This window comes from Streptococcus mitis (genome assembly GCF_965111725.1).
Taxonomy (GTDB): Bacteria; Bacillota; Bacilli; order Lactobacillales; family Streptococcaceae; genus Streptococcus; species Streptococcus mitis_DV.
The window spans coordinates 1,159,136-1,182,039 of sequence record NZ_OZ217341.1 but is presented as its reverse complement, the minus strand read 5'-3'; the positions used below and the strand labels follow the sequence as shown (position 1 = coordinate 1,182,039).

Genomic DNA, 22,904 nt, shown 5'->3' with positions numbered 1-22,904 from the left:
GAGTAAATCTGCTCTAATAAAAAAACTTTGTACTCTGGAAGCTATTGTGTGGCTAGCTAGAGTGCAAAGTTTTTTGAGTTTTTAGTTAAAACGAAGACTAAGTACAAGGTTATTAAGAGAGTGGTGGGCATTAAAATGATTTATTATTTTTGCTTTGTAGCAAGGTAACATAGTCACTTTTGGTGTGGAATAAGTGGGAAAGAAAAACAGTTTTTTGAGTTTGATCGATAAAGTAAAGCAAGATATATTGCCCTATAATTTTTCCTCGTGTTGGGTACTTACTGTTGATTTTTAGTCCGATTTTCTCATCAGCGTCAAAACCTGCTTCAGGAAAGATTTCTAAACTTTTTAAGCTGTCTAAAATTCTGGCTACAGTATTCTTAGCCGACTGGGGTGATAAAAGAACAGTGCTGATGTAGTTATGGATACTGTCAATTGCTTGACTCACTTCAGTAGATAGAATCACTTTATAAGTCATATCGTAGCCTCATGTCATCTAGGGAAGTTCCTTGCCCGGATTCATATTCTCTTAAGGCGCGTTCAGATTGGGCTTGTAGCTCCTGAATCAATCGTTCACGGTGTAAATCTTCTGCGGTTTTTATTGGTAAATCCTGTTCGAGAACAATTTGCTCGATAAAAAGACTAATAGCATCCGTCATAGTCATTCCTTTTTCTTTGATGATAGCTCTAGCTTGTTCCATTGATGACTCATTGATTTTAAAATTGTATTGCTTAGTAAGTGATGTCGTCATGGTATATCTCCAATCTATACTATATATAGCTAGTATATATCTTTTATATTTTTTAGGCAAGAAAAAACTCTATACTTTTGAGTCTGGAACATGAAAACCGCAGTTAATTTCAAGAAAGAAAAAAGAACAGCCGAAGCTGTCTTTTTATCATTATTTGAGACCGTATTTTTTGTTGAAACGATCCACGCGTCCATCTGCTTGAGTGAACTTTTGACGTCCAGTGTAGAATGGGTGTGAGTCTGATGAAATTTCCACACGGATCAATGGGTAAGTTTCGCCTTCGAACTCAACTGTTTCGTTAGAGCGTTTTGTTGAACCGCTAAGGAATTGGTAACCAGTAGTTGTGTCCATGAAGACAACTGGGCGATATTCTGGATGGATATCTTTTTTCATTTTGCAATATTTCCTTTCTGCCATGGTCTCTTTGCGAGCCATAGATTGTTACCATACTAGTCTATCAGATTCTGAAAAGTTTGGCAAGTATTTTATCAGTTTTTAAGCAAGTTTTTTAACTTTTGGTAGATGATTTCGTTTTCCTCTAGGCTATAGGAATTAGCACCGCTTGCTAGAGGGTGGCCTCCACCATCATGTTCTTTGGCAATTTCATTGATAGGATGGATTTTACTGCGTAAGCGAACACGGTAGTGGCCATCAGCCTGCTCTACAAAAATTCCCCAGAGACTGACGCTGTCAATACGTCCAGGTGCACCGACAATGGCTGCAGTTTCAGCATCGGTAACATTAAATTGTTTCAAGACTTCTTGACTCAGGATAACGCGCGCTGCACCATTTTCATCCACCTCCAGATGGTCGTAGATGTAGCCTTGAAGTTTAGCAATTTTGTAACTCATAGTGTCCATTTTGCGAGTGAGAGCCGCAAAGTCAAAGTTCTGTTCTCTCAAATAAGCAGCAAGGCGAAGAGTTTGCGCAGTAGTAGAAGGGTAGAGGAAACGGCCTGTATCACCAACAATTCCTGCAAAGAGCAATTCAGCAGCGCGATCTGACAAGGCTAGCTGGGTTGTTTGGGCAAATAGGGTAATCATCTCACTAGCGCTACTTGAACTAGTATCTACCCAAGATAAGTCACCATATACATCATCATTTGGATGATGGTCAATCTTAATGAGAAAATCACCTTGACGATAGCGCTTATCGTCAATACGAGCAGTATTCGCCGTATCACAGACGATGACAAGGGCGCCTTGGTAGGCACTATCTTCAATAAGATCCATCTCAGCCATCCAAGTTAGAGTTGGTTCATCAAAACCAACGGCTTTGATGGTTTTTTCTGGAAAATGATGTTTGAGAAGAGATTTCAAACCCATCTGACTTCCCAAGGCATCAGGGTCTGGTTTCATATGACGATGAATGATAATCGTGTCGTATTCTTTGATTTTTTCTAAAATTTGATGGCAAATTTCCATAAATAACCTCAATTCTTTCTCATTTCATTGTAGCACAAGAATTTTTATTTTTAAAATGAAAAAGATGTGATATAATGGAGAAAGATAAATTGAGGAGGATGATATGGCATTAGCAAAAATTGTATTTGCCAGTATGACCGGTAATACCGAAGAAATTGCAGATATTGTAGCAGACAAATTACGTGACTTGGGCTTAGACGTCGATGTTGATGAATGTACAACTGTTGACGCTTCAGACTTCTTGGAAGCAGACATCGCTATCGTTGCGACCTATACTTATGGTGATGGAGAATTGCCAGATGAGATGATGGACTTTTACGAAGACCTAGCAGACCTCAACTTGAATGGCAAAATCTACGGAGTGGTTGGTTCAGGTGATACCTTCTACGATGAATTCTGTAAGGCTGTTGATGACTTTGACCGTGTCTTTGTTTCGACAGGAGCAGAAAAAGGTTCAGAGTGTGTTAAAGTTGATCTTTCTGCCGAGGAGGAAGATATTGAACGCTTGGAACAATTCGCAGAAGAATTGGCTGCTAAAGTAGGATAAGCATAAACGTGCGCTGATGTAATCAATCAGTGCATTTTTCTTATCGTGAGTTGGGATTTTACTAGCCTATTTGATGCCTTTTTGATACAATAATTCAAATAAAGGAGGAGACTGTATGGATTTAGATATTATTCGCCAAGAAATTGATCAAATCGACGACCAAATCGTTAAGCTCTTAGAAGAACGAATGCATTTGGTTGAGGATGTAGTTGCCTATAAGAAAGCTTCAGGTAAACCGATTTTAGATACTAAGAGAGAAGCAATTATCTTTGAAAAGGTTAGGAGTCGTGTAGAGGACAAGCGCTATCAGGAGACTATTGTCGCGACTTTTTCTGACATACTCAAACGTTCGCGTGATTATCAGGATCAAAATATTAAATGAAAAAAGAACAATTTTATCCGCTAGGGATTTTTCTAGCTGCTATGTTGGGCGGACTTGTCCGCTACCTAGTTTCCACTTGGTTACCAGCCAGTCCAGACTTTCCTTGGGGCACTCTCTTTGTCAACTATTTGGGAATTTTCTGCCTGGTTTATCTTGTCAAGGGTTATCTGGTCTATAAGGGGACTAGTAAGGGCTTGGTTTTAGCACTGGGTACAGGTTTTTGCGGAGGTCTAACAACCTTTTCTAGTCTCATGCTTGATGCTGTGAAACTGCTTGATACAGGGCGTTATCTGAGTTTGATCCTGTATTTGCTTTTGAGTATAAGTGGAGGTCTACTCTTGGCTTATTTTCTAGGGAGGAAGAAATGGTAATCGTCTATCTTGCAATTGCTTGTGGCTTAGGAGCGCTCGTACGGTATTTCTTTTCCCGCTATAATCAAGCATCTAAATTGCCCCTCGGAACGCTCATAGCTAATCTTTTGGGTTGTTTTTTGATTGGATTATTCTACAATCATGTGGAGTCTAAGGAAGTTTATGCTATTCTAGCAACAGGATTTTGTGGTGGTTTAACGACTTTTTCGACCTTGAATGATGAACTTCAAAGACTGCTAAGTGATAAGAAGGTCTTTTATTCTTACCTGACTTTGACCTACCTAGGTGGTTTGGTTGCGATTTTTTTAGGAATTCTGCTATAAATTTCTTTACTTTTTTGTGAAAATTTGGTAAACTGTATTTTGTGTGTAATGGACGCACAAAAATACAGTTTATCCGCTGAGGAAGATTCCTCAAGATTGACAAAGATAGGAGAATAAAATGAATCCATTAATCCAAAGCTTGACTGAAGGTCAACTTCGTACAGATATCCCATCATTCCGTCCTGGTGACACTGTTCGTGTACACGCGAAAGTTGTCGAAGGTAACCGTGAACGTATCCAGATTTTTGAAGGTGTTGTTATTGCACGTAAAGGTGCTGGCATCTCAGAAAACTACACAGTTCGTAAAATCTCTAACGGTGTAGGTGTTGAGCGTATCTTCCCAATCCACACTCCACGTGTTGAAAAAATCGAAGTTGTTCGTTACGGTAAAGTACGCCGTGCGAAATTGTACTACTTGCGTGCACTTCAAGGTAAGGCAGCTCGTATCAAAGAAATCCGTCGTTAATTCGACTAAAAAACTCTGCTTCTTCAGCAGAGTTTTTATCTAGCTCCCTTAGTTCAATGGATATAACAACTCCCTCCTAAGGAGTAGTTGCTGGTTCGATTCCTGCAGGGGGCATATAATTAGATATCAAAAACCGCTCAACTGAGCGGTTTTCATTTTTCACTTTTACAATACCCATGTACGGATGGCATGGGCTACGCCGGATTCGTCATTTGTTTTGGTGATGTATTTGGCGATTTTTTTGATTTCTGGATTTCCGTTTTCCATGACAACGGGGTTACCAACGACTTCCAGCATGGCACGGTCGTTTTCTTCGTCACCGATAGCCATGGTTTCATCTTTGGTCAATCCGAGTTTTTCAGCTAGGTGAGTAATAGCTGAACCCTTATCTACATTCTTTTTAAGGAGTTCGAGGTAGAAAGGAGCAGATTTGTTAATAGAGTAGCATTCGTAAAATTCTGCTGGGATTTTTTCAATGGCAGCATCAAGAATCTCAGGCTCATCGATGAACATACACTTAACAATTTCCTTGTCAGCCATTTCTTCAGGTGTACGGTAGAAGATAGGCATGCTGACGAGGGTTGATTCGTGCACAGTGTATTTTCCGATATTGCGATTGGCAGTATAGATACCATCCTTGGTAATAGCGTGCATGTGTACACCGAGCTTGCGACTGAGAAATTCCATATCCAGATAATCCTCATAAGTCAAGGATTCGCTGATAATCTCATGTCCTGTAGCAGTTTCTTGGACAAGGGCACCGTTGAAGGTCACAACATAGTCACCCTCGTCTCTCAACTGCAAGTCGTCCAGAAGTTTGGCAACACCTGCGATAGGGCGGCCAGTTGCAATGACGACTTTGACACCAGCTTCTTTGGCATCTTGGATGGCAGAAAAGACTTCAGGAGTGATTTCCTTTTGGCTGTTGACTAGGGTTCCGTCAATATCGACGGCGATAAGTTTAATACTCATAAAATTCCTCTTCTAGTTTTTATTTGGGGTAAAATGATCGTTTTCAATCAAGTGTAAAAATTGCTGGGTGATACTTGCGAAGATACTGTTTTGGTCCAACATTTCTTTCGGGAAATAAAAACGATTATCTCCGTGACGACTGCCAGCAAGGGATTGGACGATAGGAGACAGGCTAGAGAGTTCGGCCAGTTCTCCATTTTTTTGTAAAATCTCAATCTGTGTCCGTGGATTTTCAGATTCGGGACGATAGATATCATAAGGGAGGTCAAAGTTCTTATGAATGGCAGTGTAGTAGTCGGGATCAAAGCCGATATCCTCAACCAATTTTCTCATGCTAGCGAGTTGATCTTGGTCCTCTTGTGAAAAGGTAATGGATTTAAAGACCTTGCGGTTGACAAAGCGTTGCGACAAATCTGCAAGAATCTTGTCAGGACTGGTCATCCAGAGTTGGAAGTAGGTATTCATCACACCATCATCCAGAGCCAGATAGTCAGACAAGGTCACATTTTTTTCAAAGAAAGGCAAGAGGTGTGGAGAGGTGCGAGCAAAGAAATCCTTGTCTTTAGGATAGAGTTCCTTGGCGCGCTTGAGAAGATTCTGTAGGAGAACTTCCATGGCACGTGTTGCAGGGTGGAAATAGACCTGCATATACATCTGGTAGCGACTGAGGACGTAGTCTTCGATAGCATGCATGCCATTGCGCTGAAAGGCGATACCATTTGCGACAGGACGAATGACTCGGAGGATGCGAGTCAGGTCAAATTCTCCATAGGATGCTCCTGTAAAATAGGAGTCGCGCAAGAGATAGTCCATGCGGTCCGCATCAATTTGACTGGAAATGAGTTGCACGACCTGCTTGTTAGGATAGGTATGGTCAATGACACTGGCTACCTTTTCTGGAAAATCTGGCGCCACTTGTAGCAGGACTTGGTGAATCTCCGTTTCAGGACTTTGGATGATTTCCTGAGTAATGGCTTCATGGTCTGTATCAAAGAGATGTTCAAAAGTATGGGAGTAGGCACCGTGTCCAAGGTCATGTAGGAGAGCAGCGGTCATGGTCAAGAGAGACTCGGCAGGATTCCATTCTTCAGGATATTTTTCTTCAAAAATCTCCGTGATACGACGAGCAATCTCATAGACTCCTAGACAATGAGAGAAGCGGCTGTGCTCCCCACCGTGGAAGGTATAACTGGAAGTTCCCAGTTGCTTAATACGGCGCAAACGTTGAAATTCTTTTGTATTGATCAAGTCATAGATGATTTGATTATTGACATGGATGTAGTTGTGAACTGGGTCACGGAATACTTTTTCGTTCATATGACCATTATAGCAAAAAGCTAGAGTTTTTGGTAAAATAGTAGGACAAGAGACAAGAAAGAGGACCTGATGTGAAGATTCGGATGCGAAATACGATTCAGTTTGATGAGCAGTTGGAAGTGATTGACCAACTTTATGACGTGGAAGTGCATGAAAAAGGAGATTATAGCTACCTGCTTTTCTATAATGAGGAAAAGGAAAAAGTGGTTATTAAATTTCATGGTCAAGAACTGGTGATGAGCCGATTTTCCAATCCCAAGACCATTATGCGCTTTCTAAAGGATAGCGATAGTTTAGCCTATATTCCTACACCTATGGGCATGCAGGAGTTTATCATCCAAACGAGCCATTATCAAGTTGATGGGCAAAAGATTGAACTAGATTATCAACTACAAAATCAAGAGGGACATCCCTTTGCCAGCTATCAATTGGAAATTACTTGGGGCTAGGCTCATGTCTTTTTCAAATTTACCTGGCTATCTTCTCGGATTGGCTTCCTAGTGTGGTAGATTAGGCTAATTTTTGGTATAATAAAAGTTATGGAAATCGAAAAAACCAATCGTATGAATGCGCTCTTTGAATTTTATGCGGCGCTTTTGACAGATAAGCAAATGAATTATATCGAGCTCTACTACGCTGATGATTATAGCCTTGCTGAGATTGCTGAAGAGTTCGGTGTCAGTCGTCAGGCTGTCTACGACAATATCAAGCGGACAGAAAAGATTCTGGAAGATTATGAGATGAAATTGCACATGTACTCTGACTACATTGTCCGCAGTCAGATTTTTGATCAGATTTTGGAGCGCTATCCCAAGGATGACTTTCTGCAGGAGCAGGTAGAAATTTTAACAAGCATTGATAATAGAGAATAAGAGGAAGAAAAATGGCATTTGAAAGTTTAACAGAACGTTTGCAGAACGTCTTTAAAAATTTACGTAAAAAAGGAAAAATCTCTGAATCTGATGTCCAAGAGGCAACCAAAGAAATTCGCATGGCCTTGCTTGAGGCCGACGTTGCCTTGCCTGTTGTAAAGGACTTTATCAAGAAAGTTCGTGAGCGTGCAGTTGGGCATGAGGTCATTGATACCCTTAATCCTGCGCAACAGATTATCAAAATCGTTGATGAGGAACTGACAGCTGTTTTAGGTTCTGATACGGCAGAAATTATCAAATCACCTAAGATTCCAACCATCATCATGATGGTTGGTTTGCAGGGGGCTGGTAAAACAACCTTTGCTGGTAAATTGGCCAACAAACTCAAGAAAGAAGAAAATGCTCGTCCTTTGATGATTGCGGCGGATATTTACCGTCCAGCTGCCATTGATCAGCTGAAGACACTGGGTCAACAGATTGATGTGCCTGTCTTTGCACTTGGAACAGATGTTCCAGCTGTTGAGATTGTACGTCAAGGTTTGGAACAAGCCCAAGCCAATCATAACGACTATGTCTTGATTGATACGGCAGGTCGTTTGCAGATTGATGAGCTTTTGATGAATGAGCTTCGTGACGTGAAAGCCTTGGCTCAACCAAATGAAATCTTGCTTGTCGTTGATGCTATGATTGGTCAGGAAGCAGCCAATGTTGCGCGTGAGTTTAATGCTCAGTTGGAAGTGACTGGGGTCATCCTTACCAAGATTGATGGCGATACTCGTGGTGGTGCGGCCCTATCGGTTCGTCACATTACTGGAAAACCAATCAAGTTTACTGGTACAGGTGAAAAGATTACGGACATTGAAACCTTCCACCCAGATCGCATGTCTAGCCGTATCCTTGGTATGGGGGATATGCTCACTTTGATTGAGAAAGCTTCTCAAGAATACGATGAGCAAAAAGCCCTTGAAATGGCTGAGAAGATGCGTGAAAACACCTTTGATTTTAATGATTTCATTGATCAGTTGGATCAGGTGCAAAACATGGGGCCAATGGAAGACTTGCTCAAGATGATTCCAGGTATGGCTAACAATCCAGCCCTTCAAAACATGAAGGTAGATGAGCGTCAGATTGCGCGCAAACGTGCTATTGTGTCTTCAATGACACCTGAAGAACGTGAAAATCCGGATTTGTTAAATCCAAGCCGTCGCCGTCGTATCGCTACTGGTTCTGGAAATACCTTTGTCGAAGTTAATAAATTCATTAAGGACTTTAACCAGGCTAAACAGCTTATGCAGGGAGTCATGTCTGGAGATATGAACAAGATGATGAAGCAGATGGGAATCAATCCAAACAACCTCCCTAAAAATATGCCAAATATGGGTGGAATGGATATGTCTGCCCTTGAAGGAATGATGGGACAAGGCGGTATGCCTGACCTGTCAGCTCTCGGAGGAGCAGGAATGCCAGATATGGGCCAGATGTTTGGTGGTGGACTCAAAGGTAAAATCGGTGAATTTGCCATGAAACAATCCATGAAACGTATGGCTAACAAAATGAAAAAAGCGAAGAAGAAACGTAAGTAAGATAAGGGATTGATGCAAATCTCATTTGATGAGAAAATGAAGTAAAAATTTCTATGATAAAACGTATAGTATCAAGGTTTTAGAATACCTGATATTATACGTTTTTTGATTTTAACAATTTACAGATATTTGTATTATAGTGTACGAAAAAATCCACTCAGTTGTCTGAGCGGATTTAGTGTTTAGACTCTTAGTCTTTATTTTCGTATGGCAAGATTAAGTTCAGGATGATTCCTGTCATGGCTGATAGGGCAGTTCCTGAAAGTGTAACTGGACCAAGTTTAAGGATAGCTCCCCCAAGTCCAAGGACCAACATAGCACTTGCGATGATGAGGTTACGCATTTGTCTGAAATCAACACGTTCTTTAATCAAGACCTTCAAACCGTTGCTGGCGATAACTCCATAGAGAAGGATTGACATACCACCAAGTACAGAGTTTGGAATAGTTGAAATCAAGGCAGTGAATTTACCAAGGAAGCTAAGGGCAATCGCGATGAAGGCAGCGTTACGGATAACTGAGACAGAAGCGATACGAGTCATACCGATAACCCCTGTATTTTCTCCGTAAGTTGTATTGGCTGGTCCACCAAGGAAGGCAGAAACTGAAGTTGCGATACCGTCACCAAGAAGAGTACGGTGAAGACCTGGTTCTTTCAAGAATTGACGGCCACAGATTTGACCCAAAACAGTATGGTCACCGATATGTTCAGAAATTGTTACGATAGCGATTGGCAAGATAGCGATGGTTTCTGGACCAAAGTAAAGATTGTACTCTTTAAAGGCACCACCAGTACTAAATGGCAAGTAGAAACCAGGAATTTCAAACCAGTTAGCTTCTAGGACAGGCGTAAAGTCAACCAAGCCAAGAGTTAGTGCGAAGAGGTAACCACCGATAATAGCAAAGAGGAATGGAATGATTCGTAGGAAGCCTTTTCCCTTTGTATTGATAAAGGCAGCAATCAAGAACGTAACAACGGCTACCAGAGCATTTTTCCAATTTCCGTCTGCTACAAGCCCTGCATTGGTCACAGCTGAACCTGCAAGTCCAAGGCCGATAACGATGATCATAGGACCGATGATGATTGGTGGCAAGAGTTTATCAATCCATTTTGTTCCTACAAATCGGATGCTGGTAGCAACAAGGACATAGACCAAACCAGTCAAGATAACCCCTGTTTGAGCAGCAGATACATCCCCACCCATTTCTTTCATAGCCAGTGACATAGCTGTGATAAAGGCAAATGAAGAACCTAGATAAACTGGAACTTTAAAACCAGTTGAAATCATGTAGATGAGTGTTCCGACACCTGAAGCAAAAAGGGCAACGGATACAGGCATTCCCAAAATCAATGGTACCAAGATGGTCGCACCAAACATGGCGAAAACGTGTTGGAAGCTAAGGAGAATTCCTTTTCCAGCCGAAGGACGTTGGTCAACGTCTAGTAACAAATCAACAGTTGATTCTTGTTTCATATAAACCTCACTTTTGGGCATCAAAAAAGAGCCCATTATTTTACAGCAATAGGCCCTCAGAGTAAGACTTCTTTAAAATTTAGACTTTAAAGAGTTTCAAGTATTTCTGCGTCTTCGTCACCTCACGGGATGACATTAAAAACCTTTGCTTAGGATAGTATAGCAGAAAAAAATGATTTTGTAAATCATTTTTTCCTGAGCCTAGAAATAAAAGAGCGAGGTTGATTTTGTAAATCATTTTTTCCCGAGCCTAAAAATAAGAGAGCGAGGTTGATTTTGTAAATCATTTTTTCCCGAGCCTAAAAATAAGAGAGCGAGGTTGATTTTGTAAATCATTTTTTCCCGAGCCTAGAAATAAAAGAGCGAGGCTGACTTTGTAAATATTTTTTTACTTAAAAATTTAAAGCGGGCGTTTATTGGGCATGCCAGCCTTACGTGGATATTTATTTGGTGTTTCCTTTTTCTTTTCTACCACTGTGATGTAGCGCGGATCTCCATTCGGTAGGGCGTAGCTGAGATTGTCTTCGACCTTACTAAAAAGGAGACTGAGGGCATTCTTAGCTTCTAACAACTCCTCAGGCGCATTACTTGCCTTGAGTGCCAATAGTTTTCCGCCAACTTTAAGGTAAGGAATTGTCAATTCAGATAAAACCTGCATGCGGGCAACCGCACGAGCTGTTACAAAATCATATTGAGCACGGAAGTTCTTGTCTTGGGCAAAATCTTCGGCACGTCCATGGTAGAAATGAACACCATCCAAATCCAGTTCTTGAGCTAAGAGTTGGAGGAAGTTGATGCGCTTATTTAGCGAATCAATGATGGTCACATCCAGCTGTGGATAGAGAATTTTCATAGGCAGACTAGGGAATCCTGCCCCAGCCCCGATATCAAGAAGTTTGATAGTTTCATTTGAAATCAAACCTTGCAGGATGGGTGCAATCGAATCATAAAAATGTTTGAGATAAACTTCTTCTTTGTCTGTAATAGCGGTCAGGTTAATCTTTTCATTCCACTCGACCAAGAGTTCAAAATAACGTTCAAATTGTTTTTTTTGCTGGTCCGAAAGTGGAAGATTCTGCTCGATAAGCAAGTTGTAAAATGTTTCTGGTTTCATAGTTATTTCCTTCTTTAGTATCATCTTATTTTACCACAATCATTAAAAATTTGATATACTGGTACTAATCTAAAAGCAGAAAGGACTTATATCATGACTTGGATTATTCTTGGAGTTATCGCTCTTATTGTTATTTTTGTGATTGTTAGCTATAACGGTTTGGTTAAAAATCGTATGCAAACCAAGGAGGCTTGGAGCCAGATTGATGTTCAGTTGAAACGTCGAAATGACCTCTTGCCAAACTTGATTGAGACTGTAAAAGGTTATGCTAAATATGAAGGTTCTACCCTCGAAAAGGTGGCAGAACTTCGTAACCAAGTGGCGGCAGCGACTTCACCAGCAGAAGCTATGAAAGCTAGTGATGCCCTTACTCGTCAGGTTTCAGGTATTTTTGCAGTTGCAGAAAGCTATCCAGATTTGAAAGCTAGTGCCAACTTTGTTAAATTGCAAGAGGAGTTGACAAACACAGAAAATAAAATTTCTTACTCTCGTCAACTCTACAACAGTGTTGTCAGCAACTACAATGTAAAATTAGAAACTTTCCCAAGTAATATTATCGCTGGAATGTTTGGCTTTAAAGCAGCAGATTTCCTTCAAACACCAGAAGAGGAAAAGGCAGTTCCTAAAGTTGATTTTAGCGGTTTAGGTGACTAAGATGCTGTTTGATCAAATTGCAAGCAATAAACGAAAAACCTGGATTTTGTTGCTGGTATTTTTCCTACTCTTAGCTCTTGTTGGCTATGCGGTTGGTTACCTCTTTATGCGGTCTGGGCTTGGCGGTTTGGTTATCGCACTGATTATCGGCTTTATCTATGCCTTGTCCATGATTTTTCAATCGACAGAGATTGTCATGTCCATGAATGGAGCGCGTGAGGTTGATGAGCAAATGGCACCAGACCTCTACCATGTAGTGGAAGATATGGCTATGGTCGCTCAGATTCCTATGCCCCGTGTTTTCATCATTGATGATCCAGCCTTAAATGCCTTTGCGACAGGTTCTAACCCTCAAAATGCGGCGGTTGCTGCGACGTCAGGTCTCCTAGCTATCATGAATCGTGAAGAGCTAGAAGCTGTTATGGGACATGAAGTCAGTCATATTCGTAATTACGATATCCGTATTTCGACTATTGCTGTCGCCCTTGCTAGTGCTATCACCATGCTTTCTAGTATGGCTGGTCGTATGATGTGGTGGGGTGGCGCAGGTCGCAGACGAAGTGACGATGACAGAGAAGGAAATGGCTTAGAAATCATTATGCTCGTGGTTTCCCTACTGGCTATCGTGTTGGCTCCCCTCGCTGCAACTTTGGTGCAACTAGCTATTTCTCGTCAGAGGGAATTCCTAGCTGATGCTTCCAGTGTTGAGTTGACGCGCAATCCTCAAGGGATGATTAATGCTCTACGTAAGTTGGATAATAGTAAACCGATGAGTCGTCCTGTCGATGATGCCAGTAGTGCACTTTATATCAATGATCCTAAGAAAGGGGGAGGGTTCCAAAAACTCTTTTATACCCACCCACCTATTTCAGAACGGATTGAACGTTTAAAACAGATGTAAAATGAAGGCTGGGAAAAAGCCTTTAAAATCTGAAAAACGCATAATATCAGGTGTGCAAAAACTTGATATTATGCGTTTTATTATGGGAAGATTTACTTTCTCTTCTCCTAAAATTGTGTTTTTGCCCCACCTATCTGCTATGTTGCAAATTTATAAATCTTCTAAATTAACTACCTCCAGACCGTGTTCTGTTAAGCGATAGATGATTGAACAGACCTCTTTTAAGAAACGACGGTCATGCGAAACAGTGATGAGACCGCCTGGATAGGTAGCAAAGAGTTTTCTGATTTGGGGTTGAGAAGTGGGAGAAAAGTTTCGTGTGGGTTCATCCAGAAGAAGAAAGTTTGGTTTGCGCAAGACTAAATCCAAAAGCAGGAGTTTTCCCTGTTGTCCGCCAGATAAGGAGCGAATTTGATGCTGCATTTCTGGATAACTGAAATTGAGACTGGCTAAGTGAGATTGGATTTTCTGTAGTTCCTCTTTTTCTCCAGTTTTGCTTAGATAGGCTATTGGTGATAAATCCAATTGTAGTTTTTTATGGTAATCTTGTGGCATAAAACCAAGCGAAATTTCTCTTTTGGCGCTAAGCAGTTGTTGAAACTTGGCTAACAGAGTTGATTTCCCAATACCATTTGGGCCGATAATACCGATTTTTTCTTGGCCACGGACAGTTAGTTGAAGTCCTTGAGCCAAAACTCGCTCACCAATGGACAAATTCTCCTTTTCCAGTTGGATTAAGACTTTAGATGCCGGTAATGGCTGTATATCCGAGAAGAAAAGTTGAATGTGTTCTTCTTCAAGTGGTTTTTGGGTCATGGACTGAGCTGTCTTTTCAAAGCGTTTTTCTTGAGAGAGGACATTTTTCATCTTTTTAGCCAATAGGCGACCGGCAGTACTGTCTTTGGTAGCTCGAAGTGCAGTTTCTACATTTTGCTTGACTCGTCGATGTTTTTCCATAGTTTTATCGTAGGCTCTTTGGTCGTTAGCAGCTTGCTGGCTTTGTCTGGCAAAATTAGCTTTTCTCTGCTCACTATAGCAATCATAGTCTAAATGCTCTACTAGCGTTTCGGCTTCTTTTCGGTGCTTGACCAGTCGCAAGTGGACAATAGTGTCGGCCGTTTGAGACAGAAAGTCCTCATCATGGGAGATGAAAATAACAGTTTGCCGAATCTTTCGAATCTGACCTTTTAGCCAATCAACCGTCTCAAGATCTAGGTCATTTGAAGGTTCATCTAAAAATAGAATCTCAAAGGGGTTGGCTAACTCATGGATGAGCTGAATTTTCAAAGCTTCGCCCCCTGATAGACTGCCAATCTTTTGGTCGCTAGCAAAGCGATTGCTATCAAAATGCAATTCCTCAGCTAAACGATAGAGGACACTGCAATCTAAATCAATAGTATCTAAAAAGAAGTAGTCGTGTAAAGTTTTCTTTTTCAGGTCCTCGGGGAGTTTTTGAGGAATGTAGGCTATTGATTGATAATCAGATTGAATGTCTCCCCTGATAGTAAAATCAGGCAAAGCTTCCCCCATTAAAGTTTTAAGCAAGGTTGATTTGCCATTTCCTTCCTCTCCAATAATAGCTACCTTTTCCCCACCCTGGATGCTCATGTTTAAGTCAGAGACAAGGTCTCGTAAATCTTTGTTTTGTGTGATGGTCAGATGATTGATTTTTATCATATGCTTGCCCTTTCTAGAATGTCAATAGTGCATAGCAAAAAGCTCTACTTTACCTAGTAGAGCCCAAAGTCTATGTCAAAAAAACTCTATTAACATGCCAGAAAAAGAGCATAAAAGAGCACACAAAAAGAGACAAAAACAAGATCTACTAAATAAAGTTTCTTTATTTGATAGACTTAGTTGTTCATGTCTCCCTTACCTCCGAGTATTAGTATCTCTATACTATACCTTTTAGGAAATTTTGTCAACAGAAAACTGGAAATTCCAAGCTCTAAAATCCGTGTGGTAAGCATTAGTAACGAGTTCTTTGTCTTCCATGTGAGCATTCTCCTTGCTATTATGTATTATTGCCTATAGTATAGCAATAAAAACGTCATAGTAAATATGTTAAAAAATTGAATGTTAATTACAAAGTTTGGTGGGCTGATTTGTAGGCTTTTCATGGTATAATCAAGAGAGTAAATCTTTATGGAGGAAGTATGAAATTAAATATTCAAGAAATTCGTAAGCAGTCTGAAGGCTTGCATTTTGAACAAACCTTAGACCTAGCCGCAGACCTGCGTGCACGCAATCAAGAAATTTTAGATGTAAAAGATATCCTTGCAGTTGGGAAAGTACAGTACGAAGACCGTATGTATTTCTTAGATTATCAACTATCTTATACCATTGTTCTTGCTTCAAGTCGTAGTATGGAGCCAGTTGAGTTAGTTGAATCTTATCCAGTCACGGAAGTTTTCATGGAAGGCGCAACTAATCAACTAGATCAGGAAGTTTTAGACGATGATTTGGTCCTGCCTATCGAAAATGGAGAACTTGACCTTGCTGAGAGCGTGTCAGACAATATCCTACTAAACATTCCTATCAAGGTCTTGACGGCTGAAGAAGAAGCTGGTCAAGGTTTTGTGTCAGGAAATGACTGGCAAATCATGACAGAGGAAGAATATCAGGCTCAACAAGCAGTTAAGAAAGAAGAAAACAGTCCTTTTGCTGGCTTACAAGGACTATTTGACGGAGACGAATAATGGTCTTGTCAAAAAAACGAGCACGAAAAGTGCTAGAAGAAATCATTGCTCTTTTTCCAGATGCCAAACCCAGTCTTGATTTTACCAATCATTTTGAACTCTTGGTTGCGGTCATGTTGTCAGCTCAGACAACGGATGCAGCGGTAAATAAGGCCACACCGGGTCTCTTTGCTGCCTTTCCAACGCCACAAGCCATGTCTGTGGCGACTGAGAGTGAGATTGCTTCACACATTTCTCGCTTGGGATTGTATCGGAATAAGGCTAAATTCCTTAAAAAATGTGCCCAACAGTTACTAGACGATTTTGATGGTCAAGTTCCTCAAACACGTGAGGAATTGGAGAGTTTGGCAGGAGTTGGTCGCAAAACAGCCAATGTTGTCATGAGTGTAGGATTTGGGATTCCAGCTTTTGCAGTGGATACTCATGTGGAGCGTATTTGCAAACACCACGATATCGTCAAAAAATCAGCGACGCCACTTGAGGTGGAAAAGCGGGTCATGGATATCTTGCCGCCTGAGCAGTGGTTAGCAGCTCATCAGGCCATGATTTATTTTGGAAGAGCCATTTGTCATCCTAAAAATCCAGAGTGTGACCAGTACCCACAATTATATGATTTTAGCAATTTATAAGATGGGGGCTCAAAAGTTTTTGCTTGATTTTAGGTCTGCTTTGTGCTATAGTAAGTGATAACTAAATATTCCTTTAAACCTGTCCCGTGAGGCAGGCAAGGAGCGTGATAAAGTAGAAGGGTGAAGTCTATACTGTGTGCAGTAGGGCTCGCTTGGCTATACATTTCAAGTCTCCTTGTTTAAGGAGACTTTTCTTTTTGGAGGTTTGTCATGAAGACAAAAGAAGTTGTAGACGAATTGACCGTCAAACGAGCGATTACGCGTATTACTTATGAGATTATCGAACGCAACAAAGATTTGAATAAAATCGTCTTGGCTGGTATTAAAACTCGCGGTGTCTTTATAGCCCACCGAATCCAAGAACGTTTGGAGCAGCTAGAAAATCTTTCAGTTCCCGTTGTGGAATTGGATACGAAACCTTTCCGTGATGATGTTAAAAGTGGAGAAGATACTTCTTTTGTTTCTGTTGATGTGACAGACCGTGAGGTTATCTTGGTGGATGATGTGCTCTATACAGGTCGTACCATCCGAGCTGCTATTGATAATATTGTAGGTCATGGTCGTCCTGCGCGCGTGAGTTTAGCAGTTTTAGTCGATCGTGGACATAGAGAATTGCCAATCCGTCCAGATTACGTTGGAAAAAATATCCCAACCAGTCGTTCTGAAGAAATCATCGTAGAGATGGCAGAACTTGATGGCCAAGACAGAGTTCTGATTACTGAAGAAGCTTAGAAAGCTAAAGGAGTAGCCATGTCAGAAAATCAACAAGCATTGAACCATGTGGTGTCCATGGAAGACCTCACTGTCGATCAAGTGATGAAATTGATCAAGCGAGGAATTGAGTTTAAAAACGGAGCACAGCTTCCTTATGAAGACCATCCGATTGTTTCCAATCTTTTCTTTGAGGATTCTACACGGACGCATAAGTCCTTTGAAGTGGCAGAGATTAAACTGGGGCTGGAACGACTTGACTTTGATGTGAAGACTAGTTCAGTCAATAAGGGTGAGACACTTTATGATACCATTTTGACTCTGTCTGCTTTAGGAGTGGATGTCTGTGTGATTCGCCACCCTGAGGTTGACTACTACAGAGAGTTAATTGCAAGTCCCACGATTACGACTTCCATCATCAATGGTGGAGATGGTTCGGGACAACATCCTAGCCAGAGCTTGCTTGATTTGATGACTATTTATGAGGAATTTGGCCACTTTGAGGGTCTCAAGGTTGCGATTGCAGGTGACTTGGATCACTCACGTGTTGCTAAATCCAATATGCAGATTTTGAAACGCTTAGGAGCTGAACTTTACTTTGCTGGACCTGAGGAATGGAGAAGTCAAGAGTTTGCAGACTATGGACAGTTTGTAACTATTGATGAAATCATTGATCAGGTGGATGTCATGATGTTTCTCCGTGTGCAACATGAACGCCATGATAGTGGAGCTGTCTTTTCAAAAGAAGACTACCATGCCCAACATGGCTTGACTCAAGAACGTTATGACCGTTTGAAAGAAACAGCAATCCTCATGCACCCAGCTCCAGTCAATCGTGATGTAGAAATCGCAGACCACTTGGTTGAAGCACCAAAATCACGGATTGTCCAACAAATGACCAATGGTGTCTTTGTTCGAATGGCAATCTTAGAATCCGTACTGGCGAGTAGAAACGCCAACTAAAACACAAGACGTTAAAAGACGCCAGTGAGCGTCCACGAGAGGTGAAAATATGACAAAAAGACTTCTAGTATTAGAAGATGGCACAGTTTTTGAAGGCAAGGCCTTCGGAGCAGATATTGATGTAACAGGCGAAATCGTCTTTAATACAGGTATGACTGGCTACCAAGAATCCATTACAGACCAGTCTTATAATGGACAAATCTTGACCTTTACTTATCCTTTGGTAGGAAATTATGGAATTAACCGTGATGATTACGAATCCATTATTCCAACTTGTAAGGGAGTCGTTGTTTTTGAAGAAGCGCGTCGAGCTAGCAACTGGCGCAACCAAATGACCTTGGATGAATTTTTGAAAGCCAAGAAAATTCCTGGTATTTCAGGGATTGATACGCGTGCCCTCACTAAGATTATCCGTAAACATGGTACTATGCGTGCAACCTTGACCCATGTTGGGGACAGCATGGATCATGTGACGGACCAGCTCCAAGCAACAGTCTTGCCGACAGACAATATCAAACAGGTTTCTACTAAAACTTCATATCCAGCTCCAGGAGTTGGTTTGAGTGTTGTCTTGGTGGACTTTGGTCTCAAGCACTCAATCTTACGTGAACTTTCTAAACGCAACTGTAACGTGACGGTTGTTCCTTACTCAACAACGGCGGAAGAAATTCTCCATCTCAATCCTGACGGAGTGATGTTGTCAAACGGTCCAGGTAACCCAGAAGATGTTCCACAAGCACTCGACATGATTCGTGGTGTGCAAGGAAAAATTCCAATCTTTGGTATTTGTATGGGGCATCAACTCTTTGCTATGGCAAACGGGGCAAAGACCTACAAGATGAAATTTGGACACCGTGGATTCAACCATGCGGTACGTGAAATTGCTACAGGACGCGTAGATTTTACCAGCCAAAACCATGGTTATGCAGTTAGCCGTGAGGACTTGCCAGAACACTTGATTATCACCCACGAAGAAATCAATGACAAGTCAGTTGAAGGTGTGCGTCACAGATACCAACCTGCTTTCTCTGTTCAATATCACCCAGATGCAGCCCCTGGTCCACACGACGCAAGCTACCTCTTTGACGAGTTTATCGAGATGATGGAAGCTTTTAAACAATCAAACTAAGAACGAGAAAAAGCTCGTCGGAGAATTTATTTAATGTCGCTCTGTGAGGCGACGAATAGAAAGGAGAAGATACATTGTTCGCGGAAGTGAACACGCCCTAAGAACTGGGTGAAAAAGATAAACATCGTCTTGACGCTAAAGGCGTCTGCACCGAGTTTCCTATTTTCACTGTGTTCTTTACGGGCTTTGTATCATAAACTATGCCTAAACGTACTGATATTCAAAAAATTATGGTGATTGGTTCTGGTCCGATTATTATTGGTCAGGCTGCTGAGTTTGACTACGCTGGGACTCAGGCTTGCTTGTCGTTGAAAGAGGAAGGGTATGAGGTTGTTTTGGTTAACTCAAACCCTGCAACCATCATGACGGACAAGGAGATTGCGGACAAGGTCTATATCGAACCGATTACACTTGAGTTTGTAACGCGTATTCTTCGTAAGGAACGTCCAGATGCCTTGCTACCAACCCTTGGTGGTCAGACAGGGCTCAACATGGCCATGGAATTGTCTAAAAATGGTATCCTAGATGAACTTGGTGTTGAGCTTCTGGGAACTAAATTATCTGCCATTGACCAAGCGGAGGACCGTGACCTCTTTAAACAATTGATGGAAGAATTGAACCAACCAATTCCAGAATCTGAAATTGTCAACACAGTAGACGAAGCAGTTGCCTTTGCAGCGACAATTGGTTACCCAGTTATCGTTCGTCCAGCCTTTACCCTTGGTGGTACTGGTGGTGGTATGTGTGCTAACGAGGAAGAATTGCGTGAAATCGCTGAAAATGGTTTGAAATTGTCACCTGTCACCCAATGTTTGATTGAGCGTTCAATCGCAGGTTTCAAGGAAATCGAATACGAAGTCATGCGTGACTCAGCTGACAATGCTTTGGTTGTTTGTAACATGGAAAACTTTGACCCAGTTGGGATTCACACAGGAGATTCCATTGTATTCGCCCCTGCCCAAACCATGTCAGATTATGAAAACCAAATGCTTCGTGACGCGAGCTTGAGCATTATTCGTGCCCTCAAGATTGAAGGTGGATGTAACGTTCAGCTAGCTCTTGATCCCCACAGCTTTAAGTACTATGTTATAGAAGTAAACCCCCGTGTATCGCGTTCGTCAGCCCTTGCTTCTAAGGCGACAGGATATCCGATTGCTAAGTTGGCTGCCAAGATTGCAGTCGGTTTGACCTTGGATGAGGTTATAAACCCAGTCACTGGTTCAACCTATGCCATGTTTGAACCAGCCCTTGACTACGTTGTTGCCAAGATCCCACGTTTCCCATTTGACAAGTTTGAAAAAGGTGAGCGTCGTCTTGGTACCCAGATGAAGGCGACTGGAGAAGTCATGGCGATTGGTCGTAACATCGAGGAATCTCTCCTTAAAGCTTGTCGTTCCCTTGAAATTGGGGTGCACCACAATGAAATGCCTGAACTTGCAGCAGTTTCTGATGATGCCTTGATTGAAAAAGTAGTCAAAGCCCAGGATGACCGTCTCTTCTATGTATCAGAAGCCATTCGCCGCGGTTATACACCAGAAGAAATTGCTGAATTGACTAAGATTGATATCTTCTATCTTGATAAACTCTTGCATATCTTTGAAATTGAGCAAGAATTAGGTGCCCATCCACAGGATCTTGAAGTTTTGAAAACTGCAAAATTGAATGGATTTTCAGACCGTAAGATTGCTGAGCTCTGGAAAACGACTGCTGATCAAGTTCGCCAGCTTCGTTTGGAAAACAAGATTATTCCAGTTTATAAGATGGTCGATACCTGTGCGGCGGAGTTTGACTCTGAAACACCATACTTCTATTCAACCTATGGATGGGAAAATGAATCTATCAAGTCTGATAAGGAATCCGTTCTAGTTCTAGGTTCTGGTCCAATTCGTATCGGTCAAGGGGTCGAGTTTGACTACGCAACTGTTCATTCAGTTAAGGCTATTCAGGCGGCTGGCTATGAGGCCATCATCATGAACTCAAACCCAGAGACCGTTTCTACAGACTTTTCTGTGTCTGACAAGCTTTACTTTGAGCCATTAACTTTTGAAGATGTCATGAATGTTATCGATTTGGAGCAACCAAAAGGGGTTATCGTCCAGTTCGGTGGTCAAACAGCCATCAACCTTGCGGAGCCATTGGCAAAAGCAGGTGTGACCATCCTTGGTACACAGGTTGCTGACCTAGACCGTGCCGAAGACCGTGACCTCTTCGAGCAAGCTCTCAAAGAATTGGATATTCCACAGCCACCAGGACAAACGGCTACCAATGAAGAAGAAGCAGCTCTTGCAGCTCGTAAGATTGGCTTCCCAGTTCTTGTCCGCCCATCTTATGTACTTGGTGGACGTGCCATGGAAATCGTTGAAAACGAAGAAGACCTTCGTTCTTACATGCGAACTGCTGTTAAGGCTAGTCCAGACCATCCAGTTCTTGTTGACTCATACATCGTTGGGCAAGAGTGCGAAGTTGATGCCATTTCAGACGGTGAAAATGTCCTTATCCCTGGTATCATGGAACATATCGAACGTGCCGGTGTCCACTCAGGTGACTCAATGGCCGTTTACCCACCACAAACCTTGTCGCAAAAGGTTCAGGAAACCATTGCAGACTACACAAAACGCCTAGCAATCGGCCTTAACTGTCTTGGAATGATGAACATCCAGTTTGTTATCAAGGATGAAAAAGTCTACGTTATTGAGGTCAATCCACGTGCCAGCCGTACGGTTCCATTCCTTTCTAAGGTAACCAATATTCCTATGGCTCAGGTAGCGACCAAGCTCATTCTTGGTCAAAAACTTGAAGAACTTGGCTACCAAGATGGACTTTATCCTGAAAGCACCCGCGTTCATATCAAGGCGCCTGTCTTCTCCTTTACTAAACTAGCTAAGGTAGACAGCTTGCTCGGTCCTGAAATGAAGTCAACAGGAGAAGTTATGGGTTCTGATGCTACTTTGGAAAAAGCTCTCTATAAGGCCTTTGAAGCTTCTTACCTTCACTTGCCAACTTTTGGAAATGTAGTCTTTACTATTGCTGATGATGCTAAAGAAGAAGCCTTGGACTTGGCTCGTCGTTTCCAAAATATTGGCTATGGAATCCTCGCGACAGAAGGGACAGCAGCCTTCTTTGCTAGTCATGGACTGCAAGCCCAACCTGTTGGTAAGATTGGTGATGATGATCAGGATATCCCAAGCTTTGTTCGCAAAGGAAGAATCCAAGCTATCATTAACACAGTAGGAACAAAACGAACTGCTGACGAAGATGGTGAGCAAATCCGCCGTTCAGCTATTGAACACGGGGTGCCCCTCTTTACAGCCCTAGATACAGCTAACGCCATGCTCAAAGTATTGGAAAGCCGTAGTTTTGTTACAGAAGCTATTTAATACCCAATGAAAATCAAAGAGCAAACTAGGAAGCTAGCCGCAGGCTGTACTTGAGTACGGCAAGGTTAAGCTGACACGGTTTGAAGAGATTTTCGAAGAGTATAAATAGGAAAATAAGTTGGACAAAAAGTCTTTAAGAAGATAAGGAAAACGCATAATATCAGGTGTTGAAAAACCTTGATATTATGCGTTTTATTGTGGGAATATTTACTTCATTTTCTACTAAAATTATGTTTTTGAATAA

At 41.7% G+C, this 22,904-nt stretch carries 25 protein-coding genes and 1 tRNA gene; 17 read left to right on the top strand and 9 right to left on the bottom strand.

The annotated features are described in order from the left end of the window. Window positions 1-130: 130 nt before the first annotated feature. From ACLV7Q_RS05825 to ACLV7Q_RS05810, 4 genes are all read right to left on the bottom strand, one after another. Window positions 131-478, bottom strand: a complete 348-nt coding sequence (locus tag ACLV7Q_RS05825; protein ID WP_083977813.1) for a type II toxin-antitoxin system RelE/ParE family toxin — start codon at window positions 476-478, stop codon at window positions 131-133. Beyond that, window positions 468-752, bottom strand: coding sequence for a type II toxin-antitoxin system RelB/DinJ family antitoxin (locus ACLV7Q_RS05820; RefSeq protein WP_023941319.1), 285 nt, complete (start codon window positions 750-752; stop codon window positions 468-470). The genes ACLV7Q_RS05825 and ACLV7Q_RS05820 overlap by 11 nt, the downstream gene beginning before the upstream one ends. A 150-nt stretch (window positions 753-902) precedes the next feature. Further along, the gene (locus ACLV7Q_RS05815) at window positions 903-1,145 is read right to left on the bottom strand and encodes a type B 50S ribosomal protein L31 (protein ID WP_000710764.1); all 243 of its coding nucleotides are present in this window, start codon (window positions 1,143-1,145) and stop codon (window positions 903-905) included. Window positions 1,146-1,240: 95 nt separating this feature from the next. After that, the gene (locus tag ACLV7Q_RS05810) at window positions 1,241-2,176 is read right to left on the bottom strand and encodes a DHH family phosphoesterase (protein ID WP_050243193.1); all 936 of its coding nucleotides are present in this window, start codon (window positions 2,174-2,176) and stop codon (window positions 1,241-1,243) included. Window positions 2,177-2,279: 103 nt separating this feature from the next. Between ACLV7Q_RS05810 and ACLV7Q_RS05805 the strand changes: the two genes are divergently transcribed. The 6 genes from ACLV7Q_RS05805 to ACLV7Q_RS05780 all read left to right on the top strand — a co-directional run bounded on the left by ACLV7Q_RS05805 (window position 2,280) and on the right by ACLV7Q_RS05780 (window position 4,379). Next, a complete protein-coding gene (locus ACLV7Q_RS05805) occupies window positions 2,280-2,723 on the top strand; it encodes a flavodoxin (RefSeq protein ID WP_001162128.1) in 444 nt (147 codons plus the stop codon). Window positions 2,724-2,838: 115 nt separating this feature from the next. Further along, window positions 2,839-3,105, top strand: a complete 267-nt coding sequence (locus ACLV7Q_RS05800) for a chorismate mutase (RefSeq protein ID WP_218757940.1) — start codon at window positions 2,839-2,841, stop codon at window positions 3,103-3,105. Next, on the top strand, window positions 3,102-3,476 hold the full coding sequence (gene crcB, locus ACLV7Q_RS05795) for a fluoride efflux transporter CrcB (RefSeq protein ID WP_050243195.1): 375 nt from the start codon (window positions 3,102-3,104) through the stop codon (window positions 3,474-3,476). The genes ACLV7Q_RS05800 and crcB (ACLV7Q_RS05795) overlap by 4 nt, the downstream gene beginning before the upstream one ends. Further along, entirely contained in the window at window positions 3,470-3,799 is a 330-nt protein-coding gene (gene crcB / locus ACLV7Q_RS05790) for a fluoride efflux transporter CrcB (protein WP_049521601.1), read from the top strand. The genes crcB (ACLV7Q_RS05795) and crcB (ACLV7Q_RS05790) overlap by 7 nt, the downstream gene beginning before the upstream one ends. A 118-nt stretch (window positions 3,800-3,917) precedes the next feature. Next, complete coding sequence (gene rplS / locus ACLV7Q_RS05785) at window positions 3,918-4,265, top strand: 50S ribosomal protein L19 (RefSeq protein ID WP_001068669.1); 348 nt, start codon at window positions 3,918-3,920, stop codon at window positions 4,263-4,265. A 42-nt stretch (window positions 4,266-4,307) separates the two neighbouring features. After that, window positions 4,308-4,379: transfer RNA gene (locus tag ACLV7Q_RS05780), tRNA-Arg, on the top strand. 51 nt (window positions 4,380-4,430) lie between these two features. Here the strand turns inward: ACLV7Q_RS05780 and yidA are convergent. Beyond that, complete coding sequence (gene yidA, locus ACLV7Q_RS05775) at window positions 4,431-5,237, bottom strand: sugar-phosphatase (protein WP_218757939.1); 807 nt, start codon at window positions 5,235-5,237, stop codon at window positions 4,431-4,433. 12 nt (window positions 5,238-5,249) lie between these two features. Next, the gene (locus tag ACLV7Q_RS05770; RefSeq protein ID WP_218757938.1) at window positions 5,250-6,554 is read right to left on the bottom strand and encodes an HD domain-containing protein; all 1,305 of its coding nucleotides are present in this window, start codon (window positions 6,552-6,554) and stop codon (window positions 5,250-5,252) included. A gap of 71 nt (window positions 6,555-6,625) precedes the next feature. Here ACLV7Q_RS05770 and ACLV7Q_RS05765 point away from each other — a divergent pair, with 71 nt between their 5' ends. The 3 genes from ACLV7Q_RS05765 (at window position 6,626) to ffh (ending at window position 9,009) form a co-directional block, all read left to right on the top strand. Continuing rightward, on the top strand, window positions 6,626-7,003 hold the full coding sequence (locus tag ACLV7Q_RS05765; RefSeq protein WP_004238036.1) for a DUF1934 domain-containing protein: 378 nt from the start codon (window positions 6,626-6,628) through the stop codon (window positions 7,001-7,003). A gap of 90 nt (window positions 7,004-7,093) precedes the next feature. Then, on the top strand, window positions 7,094-7,426 hold the full coding sequence (locus ACLV7Q_RS05760) for a putative DNA-binding protein (protein WP_218757937.1): 333 nt from the start codon (window positions 7,094-7,096) through the stop codon (window positions 7,424-7,426). 11 nt (window positions 7,427-7,437) lie between these two features. Further along, a complete protein-coding gene (gene ffh / locus ACLV7Q_RS05755) occupies window positions 7,438-9,009 on the top strand; it encodes a signal recognition particle protein (protein ID WP_218757936.1) in 1,572 nt (523 codons plus the stop codon). A 190-nt stretch (window positions 9,010-9,199) separates the two neighbouring features. Here the strand turns inward: ffh and ACLV7Q_RS05750 are convergent, their stop codons facing one another. Both ACLV7Q_RS05750 and rsmG read right to left on the bottom strand, forming a co-directional pair. Continuing rightward, on the bottom strand, window positions 9,200-10,483 hold the full coding sequence (locus ACLV7Q_RS05750; RefSeq protein WP_218757935.1) for a uracil-xanthine permease family protein: 1,284 nt from the start codon (window positions 10,481-10,483) through the stop codon (window positions 9,200-9,202). Window positions 10,484-10,883: 400 nt separating this feature from the next. Further along, a complete protein-coding gene (rsmG, locus tag ACLV7Q_RS05745; RefSeq protein ID WP_218757934.1) occupies window positions 10,884-11,597 on the bottom strand; it encodes a 16S rRNA (guanine(527)-N(7))-methyltransferase RsmG in 714 nt (237 codons plus the stop codon). A gap of 93 nt (window positions 11,598-11,690) precedes the next feature. Between rsmG and ACLV7Q_RS05740 the strand changes: the two genes are divergently transcribed. Together ACLV7Q_RS05740 and htpX are read left to right on the top strand one after the other, a co-directional pair. After that, complete coding sequence (locus ACLV7Q_RS05740; protein ID WP_000219822.1) at window positions 11,691-12,251, top strand: LemA family protein; 561 nt, start codon at window positions 11,691-11,693, stop codon at window positions 12,249-12,251. Between the two features lies 1 nt (window position 12,252). Further along, entirely contained in the window at window positions 12,253-13,152 is a 900-nt protein-coding gene (gene htpX / locus ACLV7Q_RS05735; RefSeq protein ID WP_218757933.1) for a zinc metalloprotease HtpX, read from the top strand. 150 nt (window positions 13,153-13,302) lie between these two features. Here the strand turns inward: htpX and ACLV7Q_RS05730 are convergent, their stop codons facing one another. Continuing rightward, window positions 13,303-14,829 (bottom strand): ATP-binding cassette domain-containing protein, encoded by a 1,527-nt coding sequence (locus ACLV7Q_RS05730; RefSeq protein WP_218757932.1) that lies wholly within the window; start codon window positions 14,827-14,829, stop codon window positions 13,303-13,305. Between the two features lie 479 nt (window positions 14,830-15,308). Between ACLV7Q_RS05730 and ACLV7Q_RS05725 the strand changes: the two genes are divergently transcribed. From ACLV7Q_RS05725 to carB, 6 genes are all read left to right on the top strand, one after another. Further along, window positions 15,309-15,851, top strand: coding sequence for a YceD family protein (locus tag ACLV7Q_RS05725; protein WP_000773212.1), 543 nt, complete (start codon window positions 15,309-15,311; stop codon window positions 15,849-15,851). Continuing rightward, on the top strand, window positions 15,851-16,480 hold the full coding sequence (nth, locus tag ACLV7Q_RS05720) for an endonuclease III (protein ID WP_000244443.1): 630 nt from the start codon (window positions 15,851-15,853) through the stop codon (window positions 16,478-16,480). Before ACLV7Q_RS05725 ends, nth begins: the two co-directional genes overlap by 1 nt. A 210-nt stretch (window positions 16,481-16,690) precedes the next feature. After that, entirely contained in the window at window positions 16,691-17,212 is a 522-nt protein-coding gene (gene pyrR, locus ACLV7Q_RS05715; protein ID WP_057487572.1) for a bifunctional pyr operon transcriptional regulator/uracil phosphoribosyltransferase PyrR, read from the top strand. 18 nt (window positions 17,213-17,230) lie between these two features. Next, window positions 17,231-18,154, top strand: a complete 924-nt coding sequence (locus ACLV7Q_RS05710; protein ID WP_004260121.1) for an aspartate carbamoyltransferase catalytic subunit — start codon at window positions 17,231-17,233, stop codon at window positions 18,152-18,154. A gap of 49 nt (window positions 18,155-18,203) precedes the next feature. Continuing rightward, window positions 18,204-19,283 (top strand): carbamoyl phosphate synthase small subunit, encoded by a 1,080-nt coding sequence (locus ACLV7Q_RS05705; protein ID WP_000166853.1) that lies wholly within the window; start codon window positions 18,204-18,206, stop codon window positions 19,281-19,283. A gap of 200 nt (window positions 19,284-19,483) precedes the next feature. Continuing rightward, a complete protein-coding gene (gene carB, locus ACLV7Q_RS05700; protein WP_218757931.1) occupies window positions 19,484-22,660 on the top strand; it encodes a carbamoyl-phosphate synthase large subunit in 3,177 nt (1,058 codons plus the stop codon). The last annotated feature ends 244 nt before the right edge of the window (window positions 22,661-22,904 follow it).